The sequence below is a fragment of the Methylobacterium fujisawaense genome, assembly GCF_014138435.1.
Classification (GTDB): Bacteria; Pseudomonadota; Alphaproteobacteria; order Rhizobiales; family Beijerinckiaceae; genus Methylobacterium; species Methylobacterium fujisawaense.
Map to the genome: position 1 here is coordinate 67,969 of NZ_JACJIM010000009.1, position 20,250 is coordinate 88,218.

A 20,250-nucleotide genomic window follows, 5' to 3' on the forward strand; every position below is an offset into this window, starting at 1 on the left:
TTTCCGGCCTCTGGGGATGCAGGTCCCCTGGATCGCAATCGCGCATGGCGGGGGATCGGACGTGATGAAGAACGCTGCAGGTCGCGGCCGGATGGCCCGGGCGATCGGGTTCTCCCTGCTGGCGGGTGCCGGCCTGTGGGCCTGCGTGCTGCCGGCCGCGGCCGAGACCGCGCTCCTCAACGTCTCGTACGATCCGACCCGCGAGCTCTATCGGGAGATCAACGCCGCCTTCGCGGAGGAGTGGAAGGCGAAGACCGGCGAAGCGATCACGATACGGGCCTCGCATGGCGGGTCGGGGGCGCAGGCGCGCACGGTGATCGACGGCGTCGACGCCGACGTGGTCACCCTCGGCATCCCGTCCGACATCGACGCGATCGCCAAGCTCACGCACAAGATCCCGGAGGATTGGCGCAGCAAGCTGCCCAACACCGCCACGCCCTACACCTCGACGGTGGTGTTCCTCGTCCGCAAGGGCAACCCGAAGGGCATCAAGGACTGGGCCGACCTGATCAAGCCCGACGTCAAGGTGATCACCCCGAACCCGAAGACGTCCGCCGGCGGGCGCTGGAACTTCCTCGCCGCCTGGGGCTACGCCTACGGGACCGACAAGGACGCCGCCAAGGCCGACGCCTTCGTCGGGCAGGTCTACAAGAACGTCCCGGTGCTCGACACCGGCGCCCGCGGCTCGACCGTGACCTTCGCCCAGCGCGGGCTCGGCGACGTGCTCCCCACCTGGGAGAACGAGGCCTACCTCGTGCTCCAGGAATTCGGGGCCGACAAGTTCGACATCGTCTCGCCGCCGAGCTCGATCTACGCCGAGCCGCCGGTGGCCCTCGTGGCGGTCAACGCCGAGCGGAAGGGCACCACCAAGGCCGCGCAGGCCTATCTCGACTTCCTCTACACCGACCGCGCCCAGGCGATCTTCGCCAAGCACCATTACCGGCCGATCCGCCGGGAGGCGGCCGCCCAGGCCGACCTCGCCCAGCTGCCCGACATCAAGCTGTTCAAGATCGAGGATCTCCAGGGCTCCTGGGACGAGATCCAGAAGCGGAACTTCGATGCCGGAGGTCTGTTCGATCGGCTGAGCCGGGCCGGCCGCTGAAGGGCGCATCATGGTCGAGACGCACCGCCCCCGATGGACATTCCGTCGGCCGAGCGTGATCCCGGGCTTCGGGATCAGCTTCGGCTACACCCTGACCTGCCTTGGGCTGATCGTGCTCCTGCCGCTCGCCGGGCTGGTGGTGAAGGCGTCGGGGCTGGGCCTGTCCGGTATCTGGGACGTCGCCACCGACCCGCGGGTGGCGAGCGCCCTGCGGATCAGCTTCGGCGCCTCGGCGCTCGCGGCCCTTGTGGCCTCGACCTTCGGCTTCCTCGTGGCCTGGGTTCTGACCCGCTACCGCTTCCCCGGCCGCAAGCTGGTCGACGCGGCGGTCGACCTGCCCTTCGCGCTGCCGACCGCGGTCGCCGGTATCGCGCTCGCCTCGCTCTACGCGCCGGACGGGCTGCTCGGCGCGCCCCTCGCACGCCTCGGCATCCAGGCGGCCTACACGCCGTTGGGCATCTTCATCGCCATGGTGTTCATCGGCCTGCCCTTCGCCGTGCGGACCGTCCAGCCGCTGATCGCCGAAATCGACAAGGAGATCGAAGAGGCCTCCGCGACCCTCGGGGCGACGCGGTTCGCCACCCTGACCAGAGTCGTGCTGCCGCCGCTGATTCCCGCCGTGCTCACCGGCTTCGCCCTGGCCTTCGCCCGGGGCGTCGGCGAGTACGGCTCGATCATCTTCATCGCCGGCAACCTGCCCTACGTGTCGGAGATCGCGCCGCTGCTGATCGTCATCAAGCTCTCCGAGTTCGATTACGGGGGCGCGGCGGCCATCGCCACGATCATGCTCGGGATCTCGTTCCTGACGCTGCTGGCCATCAACCTGATCCAGGCCTGGTCACGGAGGCGGTTCGGCTATGTCTGAGATCTTCTCGCCCGCCTTCGTGCCGGCCACCAAGCAGGGTCCGGTCGCCTCCGAGGGAGCCGCGACCCGCACGATCCTGATCGGGATCGCGGTGGCGTTCCTGGCGCTGTTCCTGGTTCTGCCGCTGTTCGCGGTCTTCATCCAGGCCTTCTCGAAGGGGCTCGGCGCCTTCCTGGACGCGTTCCGCGAGCCCGACGCCTGGAGCGCGATCCGCCTGACGCTCACGGTGGCGGCAATCGCGGTGCCATTCAACGTGGTGTTCGGGCTGGCGGCCTCCTGGGCGATCGCCAAGTTCGAGTTCCGCGGCAAGTCGCTGCTGATCACCCTGATCGACCTGCCGTTCTCGGTCTCGCCGGTGGTCTCGGGCCTGATCTACGTGCTGCTGTTCGGATCCCAGGGCCTGTTCGGCTCCTGGCTCATCAACCACGGCATCCAGATCCTGTTCGCGCTGCCGGGGATCGTGCTCGCCACGGTGTTCGTGACCTTCCCGTTCGTCGCCCGCGAGCTGATCCCGCTGATGCAGGAGCAGGGCACCGCCGAGGAAGAGGCGGCGCTGACGCTCGGCGCCTCGGGCCTGCACGCGTTCCGCACGGTGACGCTGCCCAATATCCGCTGGGGCCTGCTCTACAGCGTGCTCCTCTGCAATGCCCGGGCGATGGGCGAATTCGGCGCGGTGTCGGTGGTGTCGGGCCACATCCGCGGCCTGACCAACACCATCCCACTCCACGTGGAGATCCTCTATAATGAGTACAACTTCGTCGCCGCATTCGCCGTCGCTTCGCTCCTCGCCGTCCTTGCCCTCATCACCCTCGTCCTCAAATCCGTCCTCGAATGGCGCTTCGCGGGGGAGCTCGCGGGCGGCCGGTCTCATTGACCGGCCCTCCACGGCCATCCGGGTCGAGAACGTCTCGAAGACCTTCGACACCGCGGCGGTGCTGCACGACCTCTCCCTCGACGTGCGGGCGGGCGAACTGATCGGATTGCTGGGCCCCTCGGGCTCGGGCAAGACGACGCTGCTGCGGATCATCGCCGGCCTCGACGCGCCGGACAGAGGACGCATCCTGTTCGGGGACGACGACGCGACCGGGCTCGCCGTGCAGGAGCGCGCGGTGGGCTTCGTGTTCCAGCACTACGCCCTGTTCAAGCACATGAGCGTGGCCGACAACATCGCCTACGGCCTGAACGCGCGCCGCCGGGCCGACCGGCCGGCCAAGGCCGAGATCAAGCGCCGGGTCGGCGACCTCCTCGACCTGATCCGGCTCTCGGGCTTCGGCGACCGCTACCCGTCGCAGCTCTCCGGCGGCCAGCGCCAGCGGGTGGCGCTCGCCCGGGCGCTCGCCGTCGAGCCGCGGGTCCTCCTGCTGGACGAGCCCTTCGGCGCCCTGGATGCCCAGGTCCGCAAGGACCTGCGCCGCTGGCTGCGCGAGATCCACGACCGCACCGGCCAGACCACGATCTTCGTCACCCACGACCAGGACGAGGCCCTGGAGCTGTCGGACCGCGTGGCGGTGCTCGACCGCGGGCGGCTGGAGCAGGTGGGCACTCCCGACGAGGTGCAGGAGAACCCGGCCTCCGCCACCGTGATGAAGTTCCTCGGCGATTCCGTCGAGGTGGAGGCCATCGCCGAGGGCGGCCGCGTGCTGGTCCGGGGCCGGGAGACGCCGGTTGCGGCGCCGGCCGGGACCATCGGTCCGGTCAAGCTCTACGTCCGGCCCTGGCAGTTGCAGCTCGCCGAGCCCGAGGCCGCGCATCTCTCCGGCACCGTGCGCAGCTCGTACAGGACGCAAGGGCGTCAGCGGATCGAGGTGGTCGATGCCGAGGGGCGCGTGCTCGCGGTGGAGGATTTCGACGGGGTCCGCTACGCGGCTGGGCACCCGGTGGGCCTGCGGATCAACGGCGGCCACGTGTTCGGGTGACGCTCGCCAGCGGCAACGCAGCATCCTAGGCTCCCGACCATGACCGTACCGAGTCGCGAACCCGCACCCGATGTCCTGGCCGCCATCGGCCAGACACCGCTGATCCGCCTGCGCCGGGCCTCCGAGGCGACCGGCTGCGACATCTACGGCAAGGCCGAGTTCCTCAATCCCGGCCTGTCGGTGAAGGACCGCGCGGCGCTCTCCATCGTGCAGGACGCGGAGGCGAAGGGCCTGATCCGGCCGGGCGGCACCATCGTGGAGGGCACCGCCGGCAATACCGGCATCGGCCTCGCCCTGGTGGCTTCCGTGCGCGGCTATCGGACCCTGATCGTCATCCCGGTTACGCAGTCCGAGGAGAAGAAGCAGACCCTGCGGCTCGCGGGTGCCCGGCTGGTGGAAGTCCCGGCCGTACCCTTCGCCAATCCGAACAATTACGTCCACGTGGCCCGGAGGCTCGCCGAAAAGCTCGCCGCCACCGAGCCGGCGGGCGCCTTCTTCGCCGACCAGTTCGACAACGTCGCCAACCGGCACGCCCATGTGGCGGGCACCGGCCCGGAAATCTGGGCGCAGACCGGCGGCCGGGTCGACGGCTTCGTCTGCGCGGCCGGGACCGGCGGCACGCTGGCCGGTACCGCGGAGGCTTTGCGCGCCCGCAACCCGCAGGTGCGGATCGCGCTGTCCGATCCGGAGGGTTCGGCCCTCTACGCGCATTACACGACCGGGACCCTGAAGGCCGAGGGCAGCTCGATCACCGAGGGGATCGGCCAGGGGCGCATCACCCGGAACCTCGAAGGCTTCACCCCCGATCACGCCTTCCGGATCCCGGACCGCGAAGCCCTCGACATCGTCTTCGGGCTGATGCGGGAGGAGGGGCTGTCGCTGGGCGGCTCGTCGGGCATCAACGTCGCCGGGGCGGTCCGGCTGGCCCGGGAACTCGGGCCCGGCCACACCATCGTGACGATCCTGTGCGACGGGGCGGCCCGTTACGCCTCGAAGCTGTTCAACCCGGCCTTCCTCACCGAGCGCAATCTGCCGGTACCGGGCTGGCTCGACGCCCCGCAGGATCCCCTGCCGGACTGGCACGCCTGAGCCGGGGGACCGCATCCGGACTTTTCCGCATAAAAGCGTAGCTTGGCGTTGAACGGAACGGAATGTCGCAGCGTTTGAACGGTCACGCTCGCACCAGCGCGACCGTCCGGAGAACGCGACCGATGTCCCTCGTCACCATTCTGCTCATCATCCTGATCATCCTGGCCTTCGGCGGCGGCGGCTTCCTCGGCGGCGGTGCGTATCGCGGACCCGGCTTCGGCCTGGGCGGCATCCTCCTGATCGTGCTGATCGTCCTGCTGGCGACCGGGCGGCTGTAAGGCGGCCCTCTCCGCCTGGACGGACGCGCGCCGGCCTGCCGACGCTCCGTCCGCTCAGGCCATCGGGCGGGCGCAGGTCCGTCAGCCGGCACGGCGGCCGTCCCGGCAGCGCGCCGGCTAGCGGCAGGTGATCGCCACCACCGCCGGCGCGGCCGCGGCCGGTCCGCCCTCCGGCCGCGGTGCGGCCGCGGGAAGACCTTGCGCGGCCAGGAAGGCGGCCACCGCCCGCGCCGGCACCAGCGGCAGGCGCGCGGGCGGGACCACCCCGGCGACGCGGCGCGGCGCCGAGGGATAGCGGGCCACGAGGCCGACGAGCCTGCCCGCGCGGTCGAGCACCGGCGCGCCGCCGGAGCCGGGCTGGAGCGCCGCGATCACATCGTCCCCGCGCGCCTCGCCGGGAGCGGCCAGGATCCCATCGGGACTCGGCGCGAGGGCGATCAGGTTGTCCTCGCCGGCGACGGACTCGGTCCGGATTGCGGGCCGGAACGGGGCGGGGGCGCCTTGTACCTCGAGAAGCGCGAGGCCGGCCGGATCGGTGGCGAGCACACGCGCCGGCGCCGACCCGATCTGGGGCTGTGCGCACCCATCCAGCACGGCAGCGGCGGTCAGCACGCGTCCTGGCGCCACCACGAGGCCGGCGCCCGAAGCCGGAGCGGACGACAGGCTCGTCGGCCTCAGGGGCGCGGGGGCCTGCGGCTGGGGCACCGGATTGCCGGCGGCACGGGTGGTCCCCGCTGGCGTCCCGGGGCTTGCCGGCATCTGCGCGGCCGGCGCTGCGGCGGGGTCCGGAAACGGCACGAAGGCATTCGCCACGGCGATGACGAGCCGGCCGACCTCCGGCGCGAGGGTGCGGTCGTAGCCGAACAGGAAGCCGCGGACTCCCTCCGGACCGGACGCATAGCGGATATAGGACAATCCCGGCCCGGTCTCGGCGGTGACCACCACGGTGTCCGGCCGCCGCAGCTTGTAGGTCACCTTGCGGCCGGGGAGCGGCGCGGTGGCCTTCTCGAAGAGGGAATCCAGGGTCTCGGTCCCGGGCGGGAAGGTGCGGGATTCCAGGGTCACGCGCCCGTCCTGGCTCTGCCAGCGGGTTCCGGCGGGGAGGGCGGTGCGCTTCGCCAGCAGGCGCTCCGGCACCCCCAGCAGGGCGCCGCTCCCGGAATCGACCGCGACGCGGAAGCGCGCCGCGTTCCGCGCGGCGGCACCGGCGGCCAGCAGCGCGGACCGGCCGTGGGGATCGAGGGGATCGGCTCCCCCGGTCCGGGCGCCGTAGGCGTTGAGCGCCTCGAAGGTCCGGCGCCCGAAGGCTCCCGACACCACGGCGTTGAAGTCGCCGGTCCAGACCAGGGCGTCCTGGACCGCCTTGCGGTCGGCCTCCGGCAGGGCCTCGAAGGTCGCCTTCGCCGCCTCGAAGGCGGGATCGGCCGGAGCCCCGGCAACCGGCGCCGGCCTCGGCGCGGTGCGGGCCGGGACCGGCCGGTCCTGAGCCTGAACCGGCCCAAGGCCGAGGGCGATCAGGATCGCGAGCGGTGTCACGCGCCGGGAGCGGCCGCGCGAGGCGCCCGGGAGCCGACACCGCGACGCATCACCCGAATCCATCGCCGCCCCCCGACCCCCGTCGTCGCGATCCTGGCAGAGGCCGCAGCGGCAGGCCAGACCAATCCGTCTCCGGCCACCGTGCGTCCGGGGCGACGATGCGCTAAAGGGCAGATGTCCGGTCCTGGGCGGCGGCCGGATTCCCGGATCGGTCGTCCGGCCATGCGATGCCGTCACGGTTCGACGCGGAGCCCGGCATGAGCGACACGAACACCACCTTCAAGAAGGCGCCCAAGCGCAAGGCCGCCAAGGGCAAGAGCATCAGCGTCTCTCCGGAGATGCGGCAGGCCTATGCCGACCTGATCCAGGAGCGCGCGGAGAAACAGGAAGTCTATGGCCGCCACCTGCCGCAGGATGAGACGCGCCGCCGGTAGCCGGAGGCCGGCCCAGGAATGCGGCGTCGCCGCGATTCGTCCGGGCGGGCGATAGCGGGGCGTCCGGTTCAGACGCCGGATCCAGGCCGCACCGGCAGCCGCCGACCGACCCGGTAAGGCCGTCCATTCAGCGCTTGCGCACGAATTCGGTGCGCAGGACCAAGCCCTTGATGGTGTCGTGGCGGCAATCGATCTCGTGCGGATCGTCCGTGAGCCGGATCGACCGGATGACCGTGCCCTGCTTGAGGGTCTGGTTCGCGCCCTTGACCTTCAGATCCTTGATCAGCGTGACCGAATCGCCGTCGGCGAGGGCGTTGCCGGCCGCGTCGCGGACCGCCGCCTTCTCGGGGGGCGCGGCCGCGGACCCGGGCGGGAGCCATTCGCCCGTCGCCGCGTCGTAGACGTAGGCCTCGTCGTCGTTCACAGCCGTACCCCGGGTTCGGATCGGGGCCGGGTCCTGTCAGGATCTCGTGGGCCCGTCATCCGCGCGCGTCCCGGCACACCGAACCGGTCGCCGAATCGGCGCGGGACGCCGCGAGCTTAGCCGATCGGGCCGGCCCCGCGCGAGAGCGGCGGGCCGGCCCGACGGAGTGCCTTACCGCTTCAGCGGGCCGGCCTCGATCACGTCCTCGACCGTGCGCAAGCCGGCGCGCGGGGAGTTGACGAGGCAGGCCATGTTGCCCGGCGGGTGCTGGTTCTTCCACATCTTGGTGTGGGCCTGGGGGATCTTGTCCCAGGGGAAGACCTCGCTCATGCACGGGTCGATCCGCTGGTCGAGCACGAACTGGTTCGCCGCCGAAGCCTGCTTGAGGTGGGCGAAGTGCGAGCCCTGGATGCGCTTCTGCCGCATCCAGACGTAGCGGGCGTCGAAGGTGATGTTGAAGCCGGTCGTGCCGGCGCAGAACACCACCATGCCGCCGCGCTTCACCACCAGCGCCGAGACCGGGAAGGTCGCCTCGCCGGGATGCTCGAACACGATGTCGACATCCTGCTTGCCGGTGATGTCCCAGATCGCCTTGCCGAACTTCCGCGCCTCCTTGGTCCAGGCGTGGAACTCGGGGCTGTTCACCTTCGGGAGCTGCCCCCAGCAGTCGAAGTCCTTGCGGTTGATGACGCCCTTGGCGCCGAGGCTCATCACGTAGTCGCGCTTCGACTCGTCCGAGATCACCGCGATGGCGTTGGCGCCCGACGCCGCGCAGAGCTGCACGCCGAACACGCCCAGGCCGCCCGAGGCGCCCCAGATCAGCACGTTCTGGCCCGGCCGGACCGTGTGCGGCGCGTGGCCGAACAGCATGCGGTAGGCGGTGGCCAGCGTGAGCGTGTAGCAGGCCGCCTCCTCCCAGGTGAGGTGCTTCGGCCGGTGCATCAGCTGGCGCGACTGCACCCGGCAGAACTGCGCGAAGGAGCCGTCCCCGGTCTCGTAGCCCCAGATCCGCTGGGTCGGCGAGAACATCGGGTCGCCGCCGTTGCACTCCTCGTCGTCGCCGTCGTCCTGGTTGCAGTGGACGATGACCTCGTCGCCGACCTTCCAGCGCTTCACCTTGGCGCCGACCTTCCAGACGATGCCGGAGGCGTCCGAACCGGCGATGTGGTACTCGCCCTTGTGCACGTCGAAGGGCGAGATCGGCTCGCCGAGGCCGGCCCAGACGCCGTTGTAGTTCACGCCTGCGGCCATGACGTAGACCAGCACCTCGTCGTCGCCGATCTCCCAGACCGGCAGCACTTCGAGCTGGTGGGACTGTTCCGGCGGCCCGTGCCGCTCGCGCCGGATCGCCCAGGCATACATCTTGGCCGGCACATGACCCAGCGGCGGGATTTCACCCATCTCGTAGAGGTCCTTGACCTCCCCGCCCGTCGGACTGATCGCAGCGCTCGCCGCCATCTCGCTCTCCTCTCGTCCCGCGTGTTTCTCACGGCCGCGGTTCTCCATCGCGCTATAGCGGTGATGCCGGAGGCGTCCAAGTGGGCCGAAAGTCGAAACCCGATGGTTTCCGACACGAAAAAGGCGTCGGCACAGGGCGGGCAGCCACGTATTCAAAATCGGCTTTCCGGCAGACCAAGTATTATTCGCCCCTCGCCATGACGGCGCCGGTTCCGAGACCTTGCGCGGCAGCGCCACCGCGGGCCTGTGCTGCTCCCGGGCGCCCGCAAGCCTCGCCAGCTCTAAGTCATTGTTCTGACGCGTTCTCTCGCGCCAGACCAAAGGCCGCTCCTGCGAAGAACAGTTCAGGTAGACTTTATACCAGCAGCGACGATGCTGATCGGGATCGGCGCGGGACGCCATCCGTGACCGGATGGGACAGGGTCCTGCGGGGAGATCCCGCGTCGCCGCCTTCAAATCCCGCTGCTCCGGCGGGCAAGTTTTTTCATGGGCCGCGGAGGCCCGCGGGGGGCGTCTTGCACTTCCGTCCCGGATGACGCGTGCCCAAGCCTTCGCTACGGTGTCCGCAAGGCCGCGCCCAGCGCGGATACAAAGATGACACGGAGGCGAGGAATGGGCGCGAGCGTCGCCGAGACCAAGAGCGACAAGTCGAGCCGCGACAAGCCCTGGATCATCCGCACCTATGCGGGGCACTCGACCGCGGCGGAGTCCAACAAGCTCTATCGGGGCAACCTCGCCAAGGGCCAGACCGGCCTGTCGGTGGCCTTCGACCTGCCGACCCAGACCGGCTACGACCCCGACCACGAACTCTCCCGCGGCGAGGTCGGCAAGGTCGGCGTCTCGATCGCGCATCTCGGCGACATGCGGACCCTGTTCCAGGACATCCCGCTCGCCCAGATGAACACCTCGATGACCATCAACGCCACGGCCCCGTGGCTGCTGGCGCTCTACCTCGCGGTGGCCGAGGAGCAGGGGGCGCCGCTCGCCGCTCTCCAGGGCACGACCCAGAACGACATCATCAAGGAATACCTGTCGCGCGGGACCTACGTGTTCCCGCCCGCACCGTCCCTCCGGCTCACCAAGGACGTGATCCTGTTCACGACCAAGAACGTGCCGAAGTGGAACCCGATGAACGTCTGCTCCTACCACCTGCAGGAGGCGGGGGCGACGCCGGTCCAGGAGCTGTCCTACGCGCTGGCCATCGCCATCGCCGTGCTCGACACCGTGCGGGACGATCCCGAATTCGACGCCGCGAGTTTCTCCGACGTCTTCGGACGGATCTCGTTCTTCGTGAATGCAGGGCTCCGGTTCGTCACCGAGATCTGCAAGATGCGGGCGTTCTCGGAACTCTGGGACGAGATCGCCCAGGAGCGCTACGGCATCGACGACCCGAAGAAGCGCATCTTCCGCTACGGCGTACAGGTGAACTCCCTCGGGCTCACCGAGCAGCAGCCGGAGAACAACGTCCACCGCATCCTGATCGAGATGCTGGCGGTGACGCTCTCCAAGCGCGCCCGCGCCCGCGCGGTGCAGCTCCCGGCCTGGAACGAGGCGCTCGGCCTGCCGCGGCCCTGGGACCAGCAATGGTCGATGCGCATGCAGCAGATCCTGGCCTTCGAGACCGACCTGCTGGAATACGACGACATCTTCGACGGCAGCCACGTGATCGAGGCCAAGGTCGAGGCGCTGAAGGCGCAGACCCGGGCCGAGCTGGAGCGGATCGGCGGCATCGGCGGCGCCGTCGCCGCGGTGGAAACCGGGGCGCTCAAGCGCGCGCTGGTCGAATCGAACGCCCGGCGGATCTCGGCCATCGAGGCCGGCGAGCAGATCGTGGTCGGCGTCAACAAGTGGCAGCAGGGCGAGCCCTCGCCGCTCACCGCCGGGGAGGGGGCGATCTTCTCCGTCTCCGAGACCGTGGAGATGGAGGCCCAGACCCGCATCCGCGAATGGCGCGGTCGCCGCGACGCGAACGCGGTCGGTCAGGCCCTCGACGCCCTGGAGCAGGCGGCGCGCTCCGGCGCCAACATCATGCCCCCCTCCATCGAGGCCGCGAAGGCCGGCGTGACCACCGGCGAATGGGGCGCGCGCCTGCGGGACGTCTTCGGCGAGTACCGGGCGCCCACCGGCGTCACCCTCGAGACGGTGTCCAGCGGCGCGGCCGAGGACGCCAAGCTCCTGATCGCCGATCTCGGCGAGCGCCTCGGCGAGACGCCCAAGCTCGTCGTCGGCAAGCCCGGCCTCGACGGGCACTCCAACGGCGCCGAGCAGATCGCGCTCCGCGCGCGGGATGTCGGCTTCGACGTCACCTATGACGGCATCCGCCAGACACCGGCCGAGATCGTCGCGAAGGCCAAGGAGACCGGTGCCCACGTGGTCGGCCTGTCGATCCTGTCGGGCTCCCACGTGCCGCTGGTGCGGGAGGTCCGTGCCAAGATGCGCGAGGCAGGGCTCGACCACATCCCGGTGGTGGTCGGCGGCATCATCTCGCCCGAGGATGAGCTGGTTCTCAAGAACATGGGCGTCCGCGCCGTCTACACGCCCAAGGACTACGCCATCGACCAGATCATGGTCGGGCTCGCCAAGGTCGTGGAGAAGGGTCTGGAGCGCCGGGACGGCCCATCGGACCAGCCGCGTGCGGAGGCTCAAGTCTACTGAGACGCGGCGGCATTAAAGTTGAATCAATAGCTGCCATATCTCAAACAAGTTTAACCGTTTCCGCATCATGATGTCCTCGGTCCCCTTTCGGGACCGAGGAAGAAGCGACATGCGCCCTGGCATCTCGATCGCGGCCAAGCTCGGATTCTGCCTCGCCGCACTGGCTGTCCTGATCGCCGCGACGAGCGGCCTCTCCCTGACGGAACTGCGCAGCGTCAACGCCACCGCGGCGGAACTCCGCGACGTGCGCGTGCCGGCGACCGACGCGCTCGGCCGGATCGGCGTCATCATCATGCGGCAGCGGGTCAACGGCGGGCGGTTGATCACCGCCGACACGCCGGAGTTGCGGACCGAGGTCGCGGCCACGATCGCCAAACGCGACGGACAGCTCGCCGCGCAGTTCGCCCGCTACGAGGCGCAGCCGCTCACGCAGACTGAGCGCGACGCCTACGCGGCCCTCCGGCGCCAGCTGAACGCCTACAGGGCGTTGCAGACGGAAGCCTTGGACAAGGCTGCCTCCGGCGACGTCGCCGGTGGCCAGCGGATCTACAACACCACGATGTCGACCGGCATCAATGGGGTTCTGGCCGAATGGGACCGGCTGGTCGACCTGAACGCCGCCGGCTCGCAGGCGAGCGGCGCGCGGATCGAGGCGACCTACGCGGCCGCCAACCGGAACATGCTGGTGCTCGCCGCGCTGGCGCTGTTCGTCGCGCTGGGCGCCATGGTGCTGGTGCTGCGCGGCGTCAGCCGGCCGCTGCGGGCGATCGCGGCGGCGACTCAGCGCCTCGCCGCGGGCGACGCGGAAGTGGGGATCCCGGGCCAGGGCCGGCGGGACGAGATCGGAGCCCTGGCCGGCTCCGTGCTGGTGTTCCGCGACAACCTCGTCCGCTCGCGCGCCCTGGAGGCGGAGACGGCGCTGGCCCGCGCGGATGCCGAGACACAGCGCCGGACCGCGACCCGTGCCATGGCCGACGCCTTCGAGCAGGCGGTGGGCGGCATCGTCGGCGGCGTGTCGGCGGCGGCCACCGAGCTGGAGGCCACCGCCCGGTCGCTGACCGGTAGCGCGTCGGATGCCGCCGGGCAGTCCGGCACCGTCGCGGTCGCCGCCAGCGAGGCCGCCGCCAACGTCAACACCGTCGCGGCGGCCGCCGAGGAACTGGGCTCGTCCGTGCAGGAGATCGGCCGTCAGGTCAGCGGCTCGGCGGAACTGGCGCGGGTCGCCGTCGCGGAGGCGACCAGCACGGTGGCGCTGGTGCACGATCTCAGCGCGGCGGCCGCGAAGGTCGGCGACGTGGTGGCGCTGATCTCCGGGATCGCCGCCCAGACCAACCTTCTGGCGCTCAACGCCACGATCGAGGCCGCCCGGGCCGGTACCGCCGGACGCGGCTTCGCGGTGGTGGCGTCCGAGGTGAAGGCGCTCGCCGAACAGACCGCCCGGGCCACCGAGGAGATCACCGGCCAGATCGGGCGGATCCAGTCCTCCACCGGGCAGGCCGCGTCGGCGATCGACGGGATCGGCCGACGGATCCGCGAGATCGACGACGTGGCCTCGAGCATCGCGGCAGCCGTGGAGCAGCAGGGTGCGGCCACCCAGGAGATCGTCCGCAACGTCGCCGAGGCAGCGGTCGGCACCGGCGCGGTGACCGGGACGATCGCGAGCCTTGCCCACTCCGCCGAAGAGACCGGTGCGGCCGCCGCCCAGGTTCTCGGGGCCGCAAGCGAGATGTCGCGTCAGTCTGAGCATCTGGGGGCCGAGGTCGCGCGCTTCCTCGCCACGGTGCGGGCGGCCTAGGGCGCCCCCCTGACGGTCGGGCGGCAGATCGCGTAGGACGGCGCCATTGCCGTCCGAGATACCGTCCGCGATGCCGTCCGCCCTGCCCACGATCCTGCTGCTGGCGGTGCCCCTCGCCGCTGCCCTCTCGGCGGGCCTGATCCTGCGCCTGCGCCCGCTGCTGCAGCGCTACGCCCTGGCCCGGCCGAATGCCCGCTCGAGCCACACCGTGCCGACCCCGCAGGGGGGCGGAATCGCCGTGGTCACGGCGTTCGTCACGATCTCGGGCCTGCTGATCGCGGCGCCGGAGATCGGAGGCCGTCCGGACTGGATCTGGCTTTCCGGCTGCGCCCTGGCCCTGGCGCTCCTCGGTGCGGTGGACGACATCCGGCCGCTGCCGGCCGCGCTGCGGCTCGCCGTGCAGGCTCTGGTGGTCGGCCTGCTGGTCTGGCACGTGGACGGGCGCTTGCTGCCCGGTCTGCCGCTCTGGCTGGAGCGCGGCCTCGCGCTGCTGGCGGGCCTGTGGTTCGTCAATCTGACGAATTTCATGGACGGGCTCGACTGGATGACGGTGGCGGAGATCGTCCCGGTGGCGGGCGCGCTCCTACTGTTCGGCCTCGCCGGGCGCCTGCCGCCGCTGCCGACGCTGGTTGCGGCGAGCCTCCTGGGGGCGGTGCTCGGCTTCGCGCCGTTCAACCGGCCGGTCGCAAAGCTCTTCCTCGGGGATGTCGGCTCGCTGCCGATCGGGCTCGTCACCGCCTGGCTGCTGTGCCAGCTGGCCCTGGCGGGCGGCCTCGCCGCGGCCCTGCTGCTGCCGCTCGTCTATCTCGCCGATGCCAGCCTGACCCTCAGCGCCCGGGCGGCGCGGGGCGAGCGGGTCTGGGAAGCCCATCGCGGTCACCATTACCAGCGGGCCACCGTCAACGGGCTCAGCGTCCCCGGCGTGGTGGGCCGTGTGTTTGCGGCCAATCTCGCCCTGGCGGCGCTCGCCGCCGCGACCTTGCTTTGGCCGTCCTGGCCGGTCACGCTCGCCGCCCTGGCAGCCGGGCTCGCCCTGGTCGCCGCCCTGCTCCGCCGCTTCGCCCGCGCCCCGGCGCCGGCCCCAGCCGAAGGTGCCGCTCAGCCGTGACCGGACTCATCGCGCTCACCGGGGCGACCGGCTTCATCGGCCGGCATCTGCTCGCCGACCTCACCGCGCGCGGCTACCGGGTCCGCGTGCTGCTGCGCCGGCCGACGAGCGTGCCGGAGGGCGCCGCGAGCGCGGTGGTCGGCGACCTGACGCGCCCGATCAACATGGCGGCGGCCCTCAGCGGCGTCGACGCGGTGGTGCACTCGGCGGGCCTCGCCCACGCCAACCTCGGCCCGACGCCGTCGGGCGCCCCGGAGGACGATTACCGGACGCTCAACACCGAGGCGACGCGCAAGCTCGCGGAGGCGGCGGCGCGCGCGAAGGTGCGCCGCTTCGTGTTCCTGTCCTCGATCCGCGCCCAGGTCGGGGCGAGCGCACCGGGCGTGGTCGGGGAGGGCGATCCGCCCCGGCCCACCGACGCCTACGGCCGCTCCAAGCTGGAGGCCGAGCGGGCGCTCGCCGAGACCGGGCTGGACTGGGTCGCCCTGCGCCCGGTCCTCGTCTACGGGGCGGGCGTGAAGGGCAACATGGCCGCCCTGCTGCGGCTGGCGCGCAGCCCCTATCCGCTCCCGCTGGGCGGCCTCGCGGCGCGGCGCTCGCTGATCTCCCTGGAGAGCCTGTCGGGCGCCGTGGACGCGGCGCTGGCGGCGCCCGGCCCGCTGAATCGCGCCCTCATCGCCGCCGACCCGGATCCGCTCAGCCTGCCCGAGATGATCGCGTCCCTCCGCCAGGGCCTCGGCCGCGGCCCGGGCCTCGTCCCGGTGCCGGCCGGGCTCATCAAGCTGGCCTGCCGGCTGACCGGCCGGGACGCGCAGTTCGCCCGCGTCGCCGAGGGGCTCGTCGCCCGCGCCGACGGCCTCGCGGCCCTCGGCTGGAGGCCGGCCGGGCCGACCCGCGACGGACTCGCCCGGCTGGCCCGCGACGGCGGCTGACGGCGCGGGCCAAGCTCAGCCGCCCGCGTAGATGTCGGTGATCGTGCCGAGCAGCGACAAGGCGTCCGCCTTCGAGCGCTGGAAGGCGTTGCGGCCCACGATCGAGCCGAAGCCGCCGCCCGCCTGGATGGCGCGGATCTCGTCGAGGAAGGGGGCCTCCTCGGCGTGGGCACCGCCGGAGAAGATCACGATCCGCCGGCCGTTGAAGGCGCATTGCACCACGTGGCGGACGCGCTCGGCCGCGGTGCCGATCGGGATGCCGGTGGCTTCGTAGACCTGTTTGGCCGCCGGTTGCTCGATATGGGCGGTGGGCAGCTTCACCTTGATGATGTGCGCGCCGAGCTGCGCGGCGATCTGCGCCGCGTAGCCGATGACGTCGATGGCGGTCTCGCCCGCCTTCGACAGGGCCGAGCCGCGGGCGTAGGACCAGATCACCACGGCGAGCCCGACGCTCTTGGCCTCTTCGGCGATCGCCCGAATCTGGCCGTACATGGCGTTGCGGTGGGCGGAGCCCGGATAGATCGTGAAGCCGACGGCGCAGGCGCCGAGCCGCAGGGCGTCCGCCACCGAGCCGGTGATCGCCTGCTCGGGATCGTCCTCGTCGGCCAGGAGGTCGTGGTCGTTGAGCTTGAGGATCAAGGGGATGCGCCCCGCATAGTCCCGCGCCCCTGCCTCCAGGAAGCCGAGCGGCGCCGCGTAGGCGTTGCACCCCGCCGCCAGGGCCAGCTCGAAATGGTACAGCGGGTCGTAGGCCGGCGGATTCGGGCCGAAGCTCCGGGCGGGGCCGTGCTCGAAACCCTGGTCCACCGGCAGGATCAGCATCTTGCCGGTGCCGCCGAGCTTTCCGTGCTCCAGCATCCGGGCGAGGTTGGCGAGCGTCCCGGGGCTGTCGGCCCCGTACCACGACAGGATCTCGGTGACGCGGTGGGATCGGTCCATCGGGCAGACTCCTGGTCGGGCAGACTCCTGGTCGGAGACCGTCGCGCCGCATGCCGTGCCATGCCGTGCCGTGCGCGGACGGCCCGCCTTCGGAACGGGGCGGGGAAAACCGAGGTTCCCGCACGCGGCGCTTTCGGCTAACCGGATGGGGAGATGGGCGCCAGGAATCCGGTGGCTCAAAGCCCCGGGATCGGCCCAGAGATTCGCATCAGAGGTTCGCTCATGCGCAGGCTGATCCTGTTGCGGCACGCGAAGTCCGACCGTCCGCCGGGCGTGGCGGACCACGAGCGCCCGCTCAATGCCCGCGGCCGGCGGGCGGCCCCGGCGGTGGGCGCCCACCTCGCGCGGGAAGGCCTCTGCCCGGATCTCGCCCTGGTCTCGACCGCTGCACGGACGCGCGAGACCTGGGAGACGATGGCGGCCACGCTCGGCAATCCCGAGACGCGCTGGCGGCCCGAGATCTACGAGGCGCCGGCGCAGCGGATCCTCGCGGTGATCCGGGAGGCGCCCGACACCGCCGGCACGGTGATCGTCGTCGGCCACAATCCGGGACTCGGCGACCTCGCGGCGGGGCTGGCGGGGGCGGGGCCGCGGGCGGCGCGGGACCGCCTCGCCCTGGAATTCCCGACCGCGGCCTACGCGGTGATCGACTTCGCGGGCGACCTCTGGGCCGAGGTCGCGCCGGGCCGGGGACGCCTGGAGCGGTTCGTGCGCCCGCGGGACATCGACCCGGATCTGGCCGGCTGACGCCTCAGGCGACCGGCACCGCGACGGCGTGCGCCTCGACCTCGGCGTGGCTCGGCAGGGGCGAGCCCGGCACGAAGGCCTCGAAGGCCGCCCAGAAATCCTGCCGGATCGCGTCCCGCTCGGTGAGGATCTCGTGCCGGGAATCCGGCAGGACCAGGATATGGCCGGCCTTCAAACGGGCCGCGAAGCGCTCGGTGTCCGGCGTGCCGCAAACCGGGTCGGCCCCCGCCGCGACGATCAGGGTCGGCAGCGTGATCCGCGGCGCCGCCCGCGGGTCGCGCAGGCGCGCCATCGCGCGGAACGCCTCGGCGAGCCACGCGATCGTCGGATCGCCGACCGCGCCGGCGCCGACCTCCCGGGCCGCCGCGGCATTGCGGGCGTAGCGGACCGGATCCCGCGACAGCCTGTTGCCGGCGAAGGGGTTGGTGGCGATCGAGACCGGCTTGCCGAGCGGGATGTACCGGCTCCCGAGGCCCAGACGGTGCAGGCCCTGCGACAGCAGCGCGGCGCCGGCCGGCCAGGGGATCATCCGGATTGACAGCATCGGGGCCACGGTCACCAGCCGCCGGAACGGCAGCCAGCCGTCCAGGGCGCCCAGGAGAGCGACGCATCCGCCCATGGAATGCGCGAGGCCGACATGGGGCTCGGGCATCAGGGGCACCAGGACGGTCTCGGCCACGGCCCGCAGGTCGAGGCGGTAATCGTCGAACCGGGCGACGTGGCCCTTGTGGGGATTGTCCACCCGCCGGTCCGATTCGCCCTGGCCGCGCCAGTCGAAGGCGACGACCGCGAAGCCCCGCGCCCGCAGCTCGTGGATCGTCTCGTAGTACTTCTCGATGAACTCGGCCCGGCCCTGGAGCAGGCAAACCGTACCCCGGCAGGTGCGCGCCGTCGTCTGCCAGTAGGCCGCCCGCAGGGTGCAATCGTCGCGCGTGCCGACCGCGATCAGCGTGCCGCCCGGCGGGACCGGATTGTCGGGCGTGCTGCGCAGGGTCAGGAGCGGCGGCTCGCGCCCGGTACCACCGTCGAAGCGTCTCACTGGCCTCACCTCAGCGCGTCCGTGCACCGCCCGCTGCACCCGCGGACCGTAGCGAAAAAATTGCGATTCCTGCCATCGCCCGGGGTCTTGAAGGGCGATTTTCCCCCTCCGATATCTCGTCTGTGCCGGCCGTCAGGCGGCACGAAAGACGGGTCCGGCCCATCGGGCGGACCGGAATTGCATGTTGCTCACACGAGGATATGTCATGCGTCAGTTCGATCTCGCTCCCCTGTACCGTTCCACCGTCGGCTTCGACCGCCTGTTCTCCGCCCTCGACCAGTTCGCGAGCGCCGAGGCGGCCCCGACCTATCCGCCCTACAACATCGAGCGGACCGGCGAGAACGCCTACCGCATCACCGTCGCGGTCGCCGGCTTCACCGAGTCCGACCTGTCGATCGAGGTGCGGGAGAACGCCCTCACGCTGAAGGGCGAGCGCAAGGCCGAAGGTAAGGCGGAGTTCCTGCACCAGGGCATCGCGGCCCGCGCCTTCGAGCGCCGGTTCCAGCTCGCTGACCACGTCCAGGTGACAGGTGCGGCGCTCGAGAACGGCCTCCTCCACATCGACCTCGTCCGCGAGGTTCCGGAGGCGAAGAAGCCCCGCCGCATCGAGATCGCCACGGCGGCGCGCCCCAGCGCCCCGGTGATCGAGGGCGATGTCCGCAAGGACGCGGTCCCGCAGGCCGCCTGATCCCGCGCCCGCGCGGAACCGTCAGGTTGATGGAGCGCCCCGGCCCCGGCCGGGGCGCTTTCTTGCGCGGGCTGTCATAATGGCGTGTGCCCTTCGTGCTCTGTGTCGGATTCGACGGTGCACGGACGCGCACCCGGAGTGAACCCGACCATGGTCGCCAATCTCGCCCGCGGAGCCTACAGCGCGCTCGGAGCCGGCTGGCACAAGGGCGTGCAATGGGGAGTCGGCGCGCCGATCGCGAAGCTGCGCCGCCGGTCGATGCCGCTCCCGGGCGTCGAGGGGGCGAACGGAATCGCCGATCTCCTCTCGGCCGAGCGGGCTATCCGCCTGCCGGAGCCGTTCGAGGGGCGCAGCCTCGGCCGCATCGGCAGCCTGGAGGTGCGGCTGGCGACGCGGAAATCCGAGATCCGGCGGGCGCAGCGGCTGCGCTACAAGGTCTTCTACGAGGAGATGTCGGCGGTGCCCTCCGGGCTCGCCGCCCTGTCCCGGCGCGACGTCGACAGCTACGACGCGGTCTGCGATCACCTCCTCGTCCTCGACCATGCCGCCCCGAAGCGGAAGAAGCCCTTCGTCGAGCCGCGTCCGAAGGTCGTCGGCACCTACCGGTTGCTGCGCGGCGCGGTGGCCGAGCGGCATACCGGCTTCTATTCCGAGAGCGAGTACGACCTCGCGCCGCTGCTGGCCGCCCAGGGGCATCGGCGGCTCCTGGAACTCGGCCGTTCCTGCGTGCTCAAGCCGTACCGGAGCAAGCGCACCGTCGAGCTGCTCTGGCAGGGGATCTACGCCTACGTCCTGCACCATAAGATCGACGCGCTGATCGGCTGCGCCAGCCTGGAGGGCACCGATCCGGACCGGCTGGCCCTGCCGCTCGCCTTCCTGCACCACCATGCCCGCGCACCGGAGGGCTGGCGGGCCCGGGCACTGCCGAAGCGTGCCGTGGCGATGGACCGGATGCCGAAGGAGGCCGTGGACACGAAGGCCGCGCTTCACGCCCTGCCGCCGCTGATCAAGGGCTACCTGCGCCTCGGCGCGACCTTCGGCGACGGCGCGGTGATCGACCACCAGTTCGGCACGACGGACGTGTTCGTGACGCTGCCGGTGGAGGTGATCGGCGCGCGCTACCGGGGCCATTTCGCGCCGGCCGGGTGAGGGGCCGGCGCGGCCCGAGGCCGTCATCCAGCCATCCCTCCTCATCCTGAGGTGCGGGCGCGCAGCGGCCGCCTCGAAGGAGACGTCCAGCCAGCC

The 20,250-nt window shown here is 71.4% G+C and carries 19 protein-coding genes; 14 read left to right on the forward strand and 5 right to left on the reverse strand.

Features of this window, described 5'->3' with window-relative positions; genetic code table 11:
• Positions 1 to 64 precede the first annotated feature (64 nt).
• The 6 genes from GGQ91_RS24450 to GGQ91_RS24475 all read left to right on the forward strand — a co-directional run bounded on the left by GGQ91_RS24450 (position 65) and on the right by GGQ91_RS24475 (position 5,250).
• Entirely contained in the window at positions 65 to 1,102 is a 1,038-nt protein-coding gene (locus GGQ91_RS24450; protein WP_043347916.1) for a sulfate ABC transporter substrate-binding protein, read from the forward strand.
• A 10-nt stretch (positions 1,103 to 1,112) separates the two neighbouring features.
• On the forward strand, positions 1,113 to 1,967 hold the full coding sequence (cysT, locus tag GGQ91_RS24455; protein WP_182593041.1) for a sulfate ABC transporter permease subunit CysT: 855 nt from the start codon (positions 1,113 to 1,115) through the stop codon (positions 1,965 to 1,967).
• Positions 1,960 to 2,841, forward strand: coding sequence for a sulfate ABC transporter permease subunit CysW (gene cysW / locus GGQ91_RS24460; RefSeq protein WP_179698404.1), 882 nt, complete (start codon positions 1,960 to 1,962; stop codon positions 2,839 to 2,841). Before cysT ends, cysW begins: the two co-directional genes overlap by 8 nt.
• 58 nt (positions 2,842 to 2,899) lie before the next feature.
• The gene (locus GGQ91_RS24465) at positions 2,900 to 3,883 is read left to right on the forward strand and encodes a sulfate/molybdate ABC transporter ATP-binding protein (RefSeq protein ID WP_043347886.1); all 984 of its coding nucleotides are present in this window, start codon (positions 2,900 to 2,902) and stop codon (positions 3,881 to 3,883) included.
• Positions 3,884 to 3,922: 39 nt separating this feature from the next.
• The gene (locus tag GGQ91_RS24470; RefSeq protein ID WP_182593042.1) at positions 3,923 to 4,972 is read left to right on the forward strand and encodes a cysteine synthase A; all 1,050 of its coding nucleotides are present in this window, start codon (positions 3,923 to 3,925) and stop codon (positions 4,970 to 4,972) included.
• Positions 4,973 to 5,094: 122 nt separating this feature from the next.
• On the forward strand, positions 5,095 to 5,250 hold the full coding sequence (locus GGQ91_RS24475) for a DUF3309 domain-containing protein (RefSeq protein ID WP_085987623.1): 156 nt from the start codon (positions 5,095 to 5,097) through the stop codon (positions 5,248 to 5,250).
• 117 nt (positions 5,251 to 5,367) lie between these two features.
• Here GGQ91_RS24475 and GGQ91_RS24480 read toward each other — a convergent pair whose 3' ends face one another.
• Positions 5,368 to 6,849: a S1 family peptidase gene (locus GGQ91_RS24480; RefSeq protein WP_182593043.1), complete on the reverse strand. Its 1,482-nt coding sequence runs from the start codon at positions 6,847 to 6,849 to the stop codon at positions 5,368 to 5,370.
• Positions 6,850 to 7,043: 194 nt separating this feature from the next.
• On the opposite strand from GGQ91_RS24480, the gene GGQ91_RS24485 reads away from it, so the two are divergent.
• The gene (locus tag GGQ91_RS24485; RefSeq protein WP_167380409.1) at positions 7,044 to 7,220 is read left to right on the forward strand and encodes a hypothetical protein; all 177 of its coding nucleotides are present in this window, start codon (positions 7,044 to 7,046) and stop codon (positions 7,218 to 7,220) included.
• A gap of 127 nt (positions 7,221 to 7,347) precedes the next feature.
• Here the strand turns inward: GGQ91_RS24485 and GGQ91_RS24490 are convergent, their stop codons facing one another.
• A complete protein-coding gene (locus tag GGQ91_RS24490) occupies positions 7,348 to 7,644 on the reverse strand; it encodes an alkylphosphonate utilization protein (protein WP_043347877.1) in 297 nt (98 codons plus the stop codon).
• A gap of 171 nt (positions 7,645 to 7,815) precedes the next feature.
• Entirely contained in the window at positions 7,816 to 9,102 is a 1,287-nt protein-coding gene (gene ccrA, locus GGQ91_RS24495; protein WP_043347875.1) for a crotonyl-CoA carboxylase/reductase, read from the reverse strand.
• A gap of 612 nt (positions 9,103 to 9,714) precedes the next feature.
• Between ccrA and GGQ91_RS24500 the strand changes: the two genes are divergently transcribed.
• The 4 genes from GGQ91_RS24500 (at position 9,715) to GGQ91_RS24515 (ending at position 15,592) form a co-directional block, all read left to right on the forward strand.
• Positions 9,715 to 11,757 (forward strand): protein meaA, encoded by a 2,043-nt coding sequence (locus tag GGQ91_RS24500; protein WP_043383488.1) that lies wholly within the window; start codon positions 9,715 to 9,717, stop codon positions 11,755 to 11,757.
• Positions 11,758 to 11,866: 109 nt separating this feature from the next.
• Positions 11,867 to 13,552: a methyl-accepting chemotaxis protein gene (locus tag GGQ91_RS24505; protein WP_182593044.1), complete on the forward strand. Its 1,686-nt coding sequence runs from the start codon at positions 11,867 to 11,869 to the stop codon at positions 13,550 to 13,552.
• Between the two features lie 70 nt (positions 13,553 to 13,622).
• Positions 13,623 to 14,660 carry an MraY family glycosyltransferase gene (locus GGQ91_RS24510; RefSeq protein WP_111474093.1) on the forward strand — a complete coding sequence of 346 codons (1,038 nt, stop codon included), beginning with the start codon at positions 13,623 to 13,625 and terminating at the stop codon, positions 14,658 to 14,660.
• Positions 14,657 to 15,592, forward strand: a complete 936-nt coding sequence (locus GGQ91_RS24515) for an NAD-dependent epimerase/dehydratase family protein (protein WP_043347858.1) — start codon at positions 14,657 to 14,659, stop codon at positions 15,590 to 15,592. The genes GGQ91_RS24510 and GGQ91_RS24515 overlap by 4 nt, the downstream gene beginning before the upstream one ends.
• Positions 15,593 to 15,607: 15 nt before the next feature.
• On the opposite strand, the gene GGQ91_RS24520 is transcribed toward GGQ91_RS24515, so the two are convergent.
• Positions 15,608 to 16,531, reverse strand: a complete 924-nt coding sequence (locus GGQ91_RS24520; protein WP_182593045.1) for a class I fructose-bisphosphate aldolase — start codon at positions 16,529 to 16,531, stop codon at positions 15,608 to 15,610.
• A 222-nt stretch (positions 16,532 to 16,753) separates the two neighbouring features.
• Between GGQ91_RS24520 and GGQ91_RS24525 the strand changes: the two genes are divergently transcribed.
• The gene (locus GGQ91_RS24525; RefSeq protein ID WP_075379828.1) at positions 16,754 to 17,278 is read left to right on the forward strand and encodes a SixA phosphatase family protein; all 525 of its coding nucleotides are present in this window, start codon (positions 16,754 to 16,756) and stop codon (positions 17,276 to 17,278) included.
• A 4-nt stretch (positions 17,279 to 17,282) separates the two neighbouring features.
• On the opposite strand, the gene GGQ91_RS24530 is transcribed toward GGQ91_RS24525, so the two are convergent.
• Positions 17,283 to 18,317, reverse strand: a complete 1,035-nt coding sequence (locus tag GGQ91_RS24530; RefSeq protein WP_182593046.1) for an alpha/beta fold hydrolase — start codon at positions 18,315 to 18,317, stop codon at positions 17,283 to 17,285.
• Between the two features lie 205 nt (positions 18,318 to 18,522).
• Here GGQ91_RS24530 and GGQ91_RS24535 point away from each other — a divergent pair, with 205 nt between their 5' ends.
• Positions 18,523 to 19,005, forward strand: coding sequence for an Hsp20 family protein (locus GGQ91_RS24535; protein WP_043347852.1), 483 nt, complete (start codon positions 18,523 to 18,525; stop codon positions 19,003 to 19,005).
• 150 nt (positions 19,006 to 19,155) lie between these two features.
• The gene (locus GGQ91_RS24540) at positions 19,156 to 20,154 is read left to right on the forward strand and encodes a l-ornithine N(alpha)-acyltransferase (RefSeq protein ID WP_043347850.1); all 999 of its coding nucleotides are present in this window, start codon (positions 19,156 to 19,158) and stop codon (positions 20,152 to 20,154) included.
• Positions 20,155 to 20,250 lie beyond the last annotated feature (96 nt).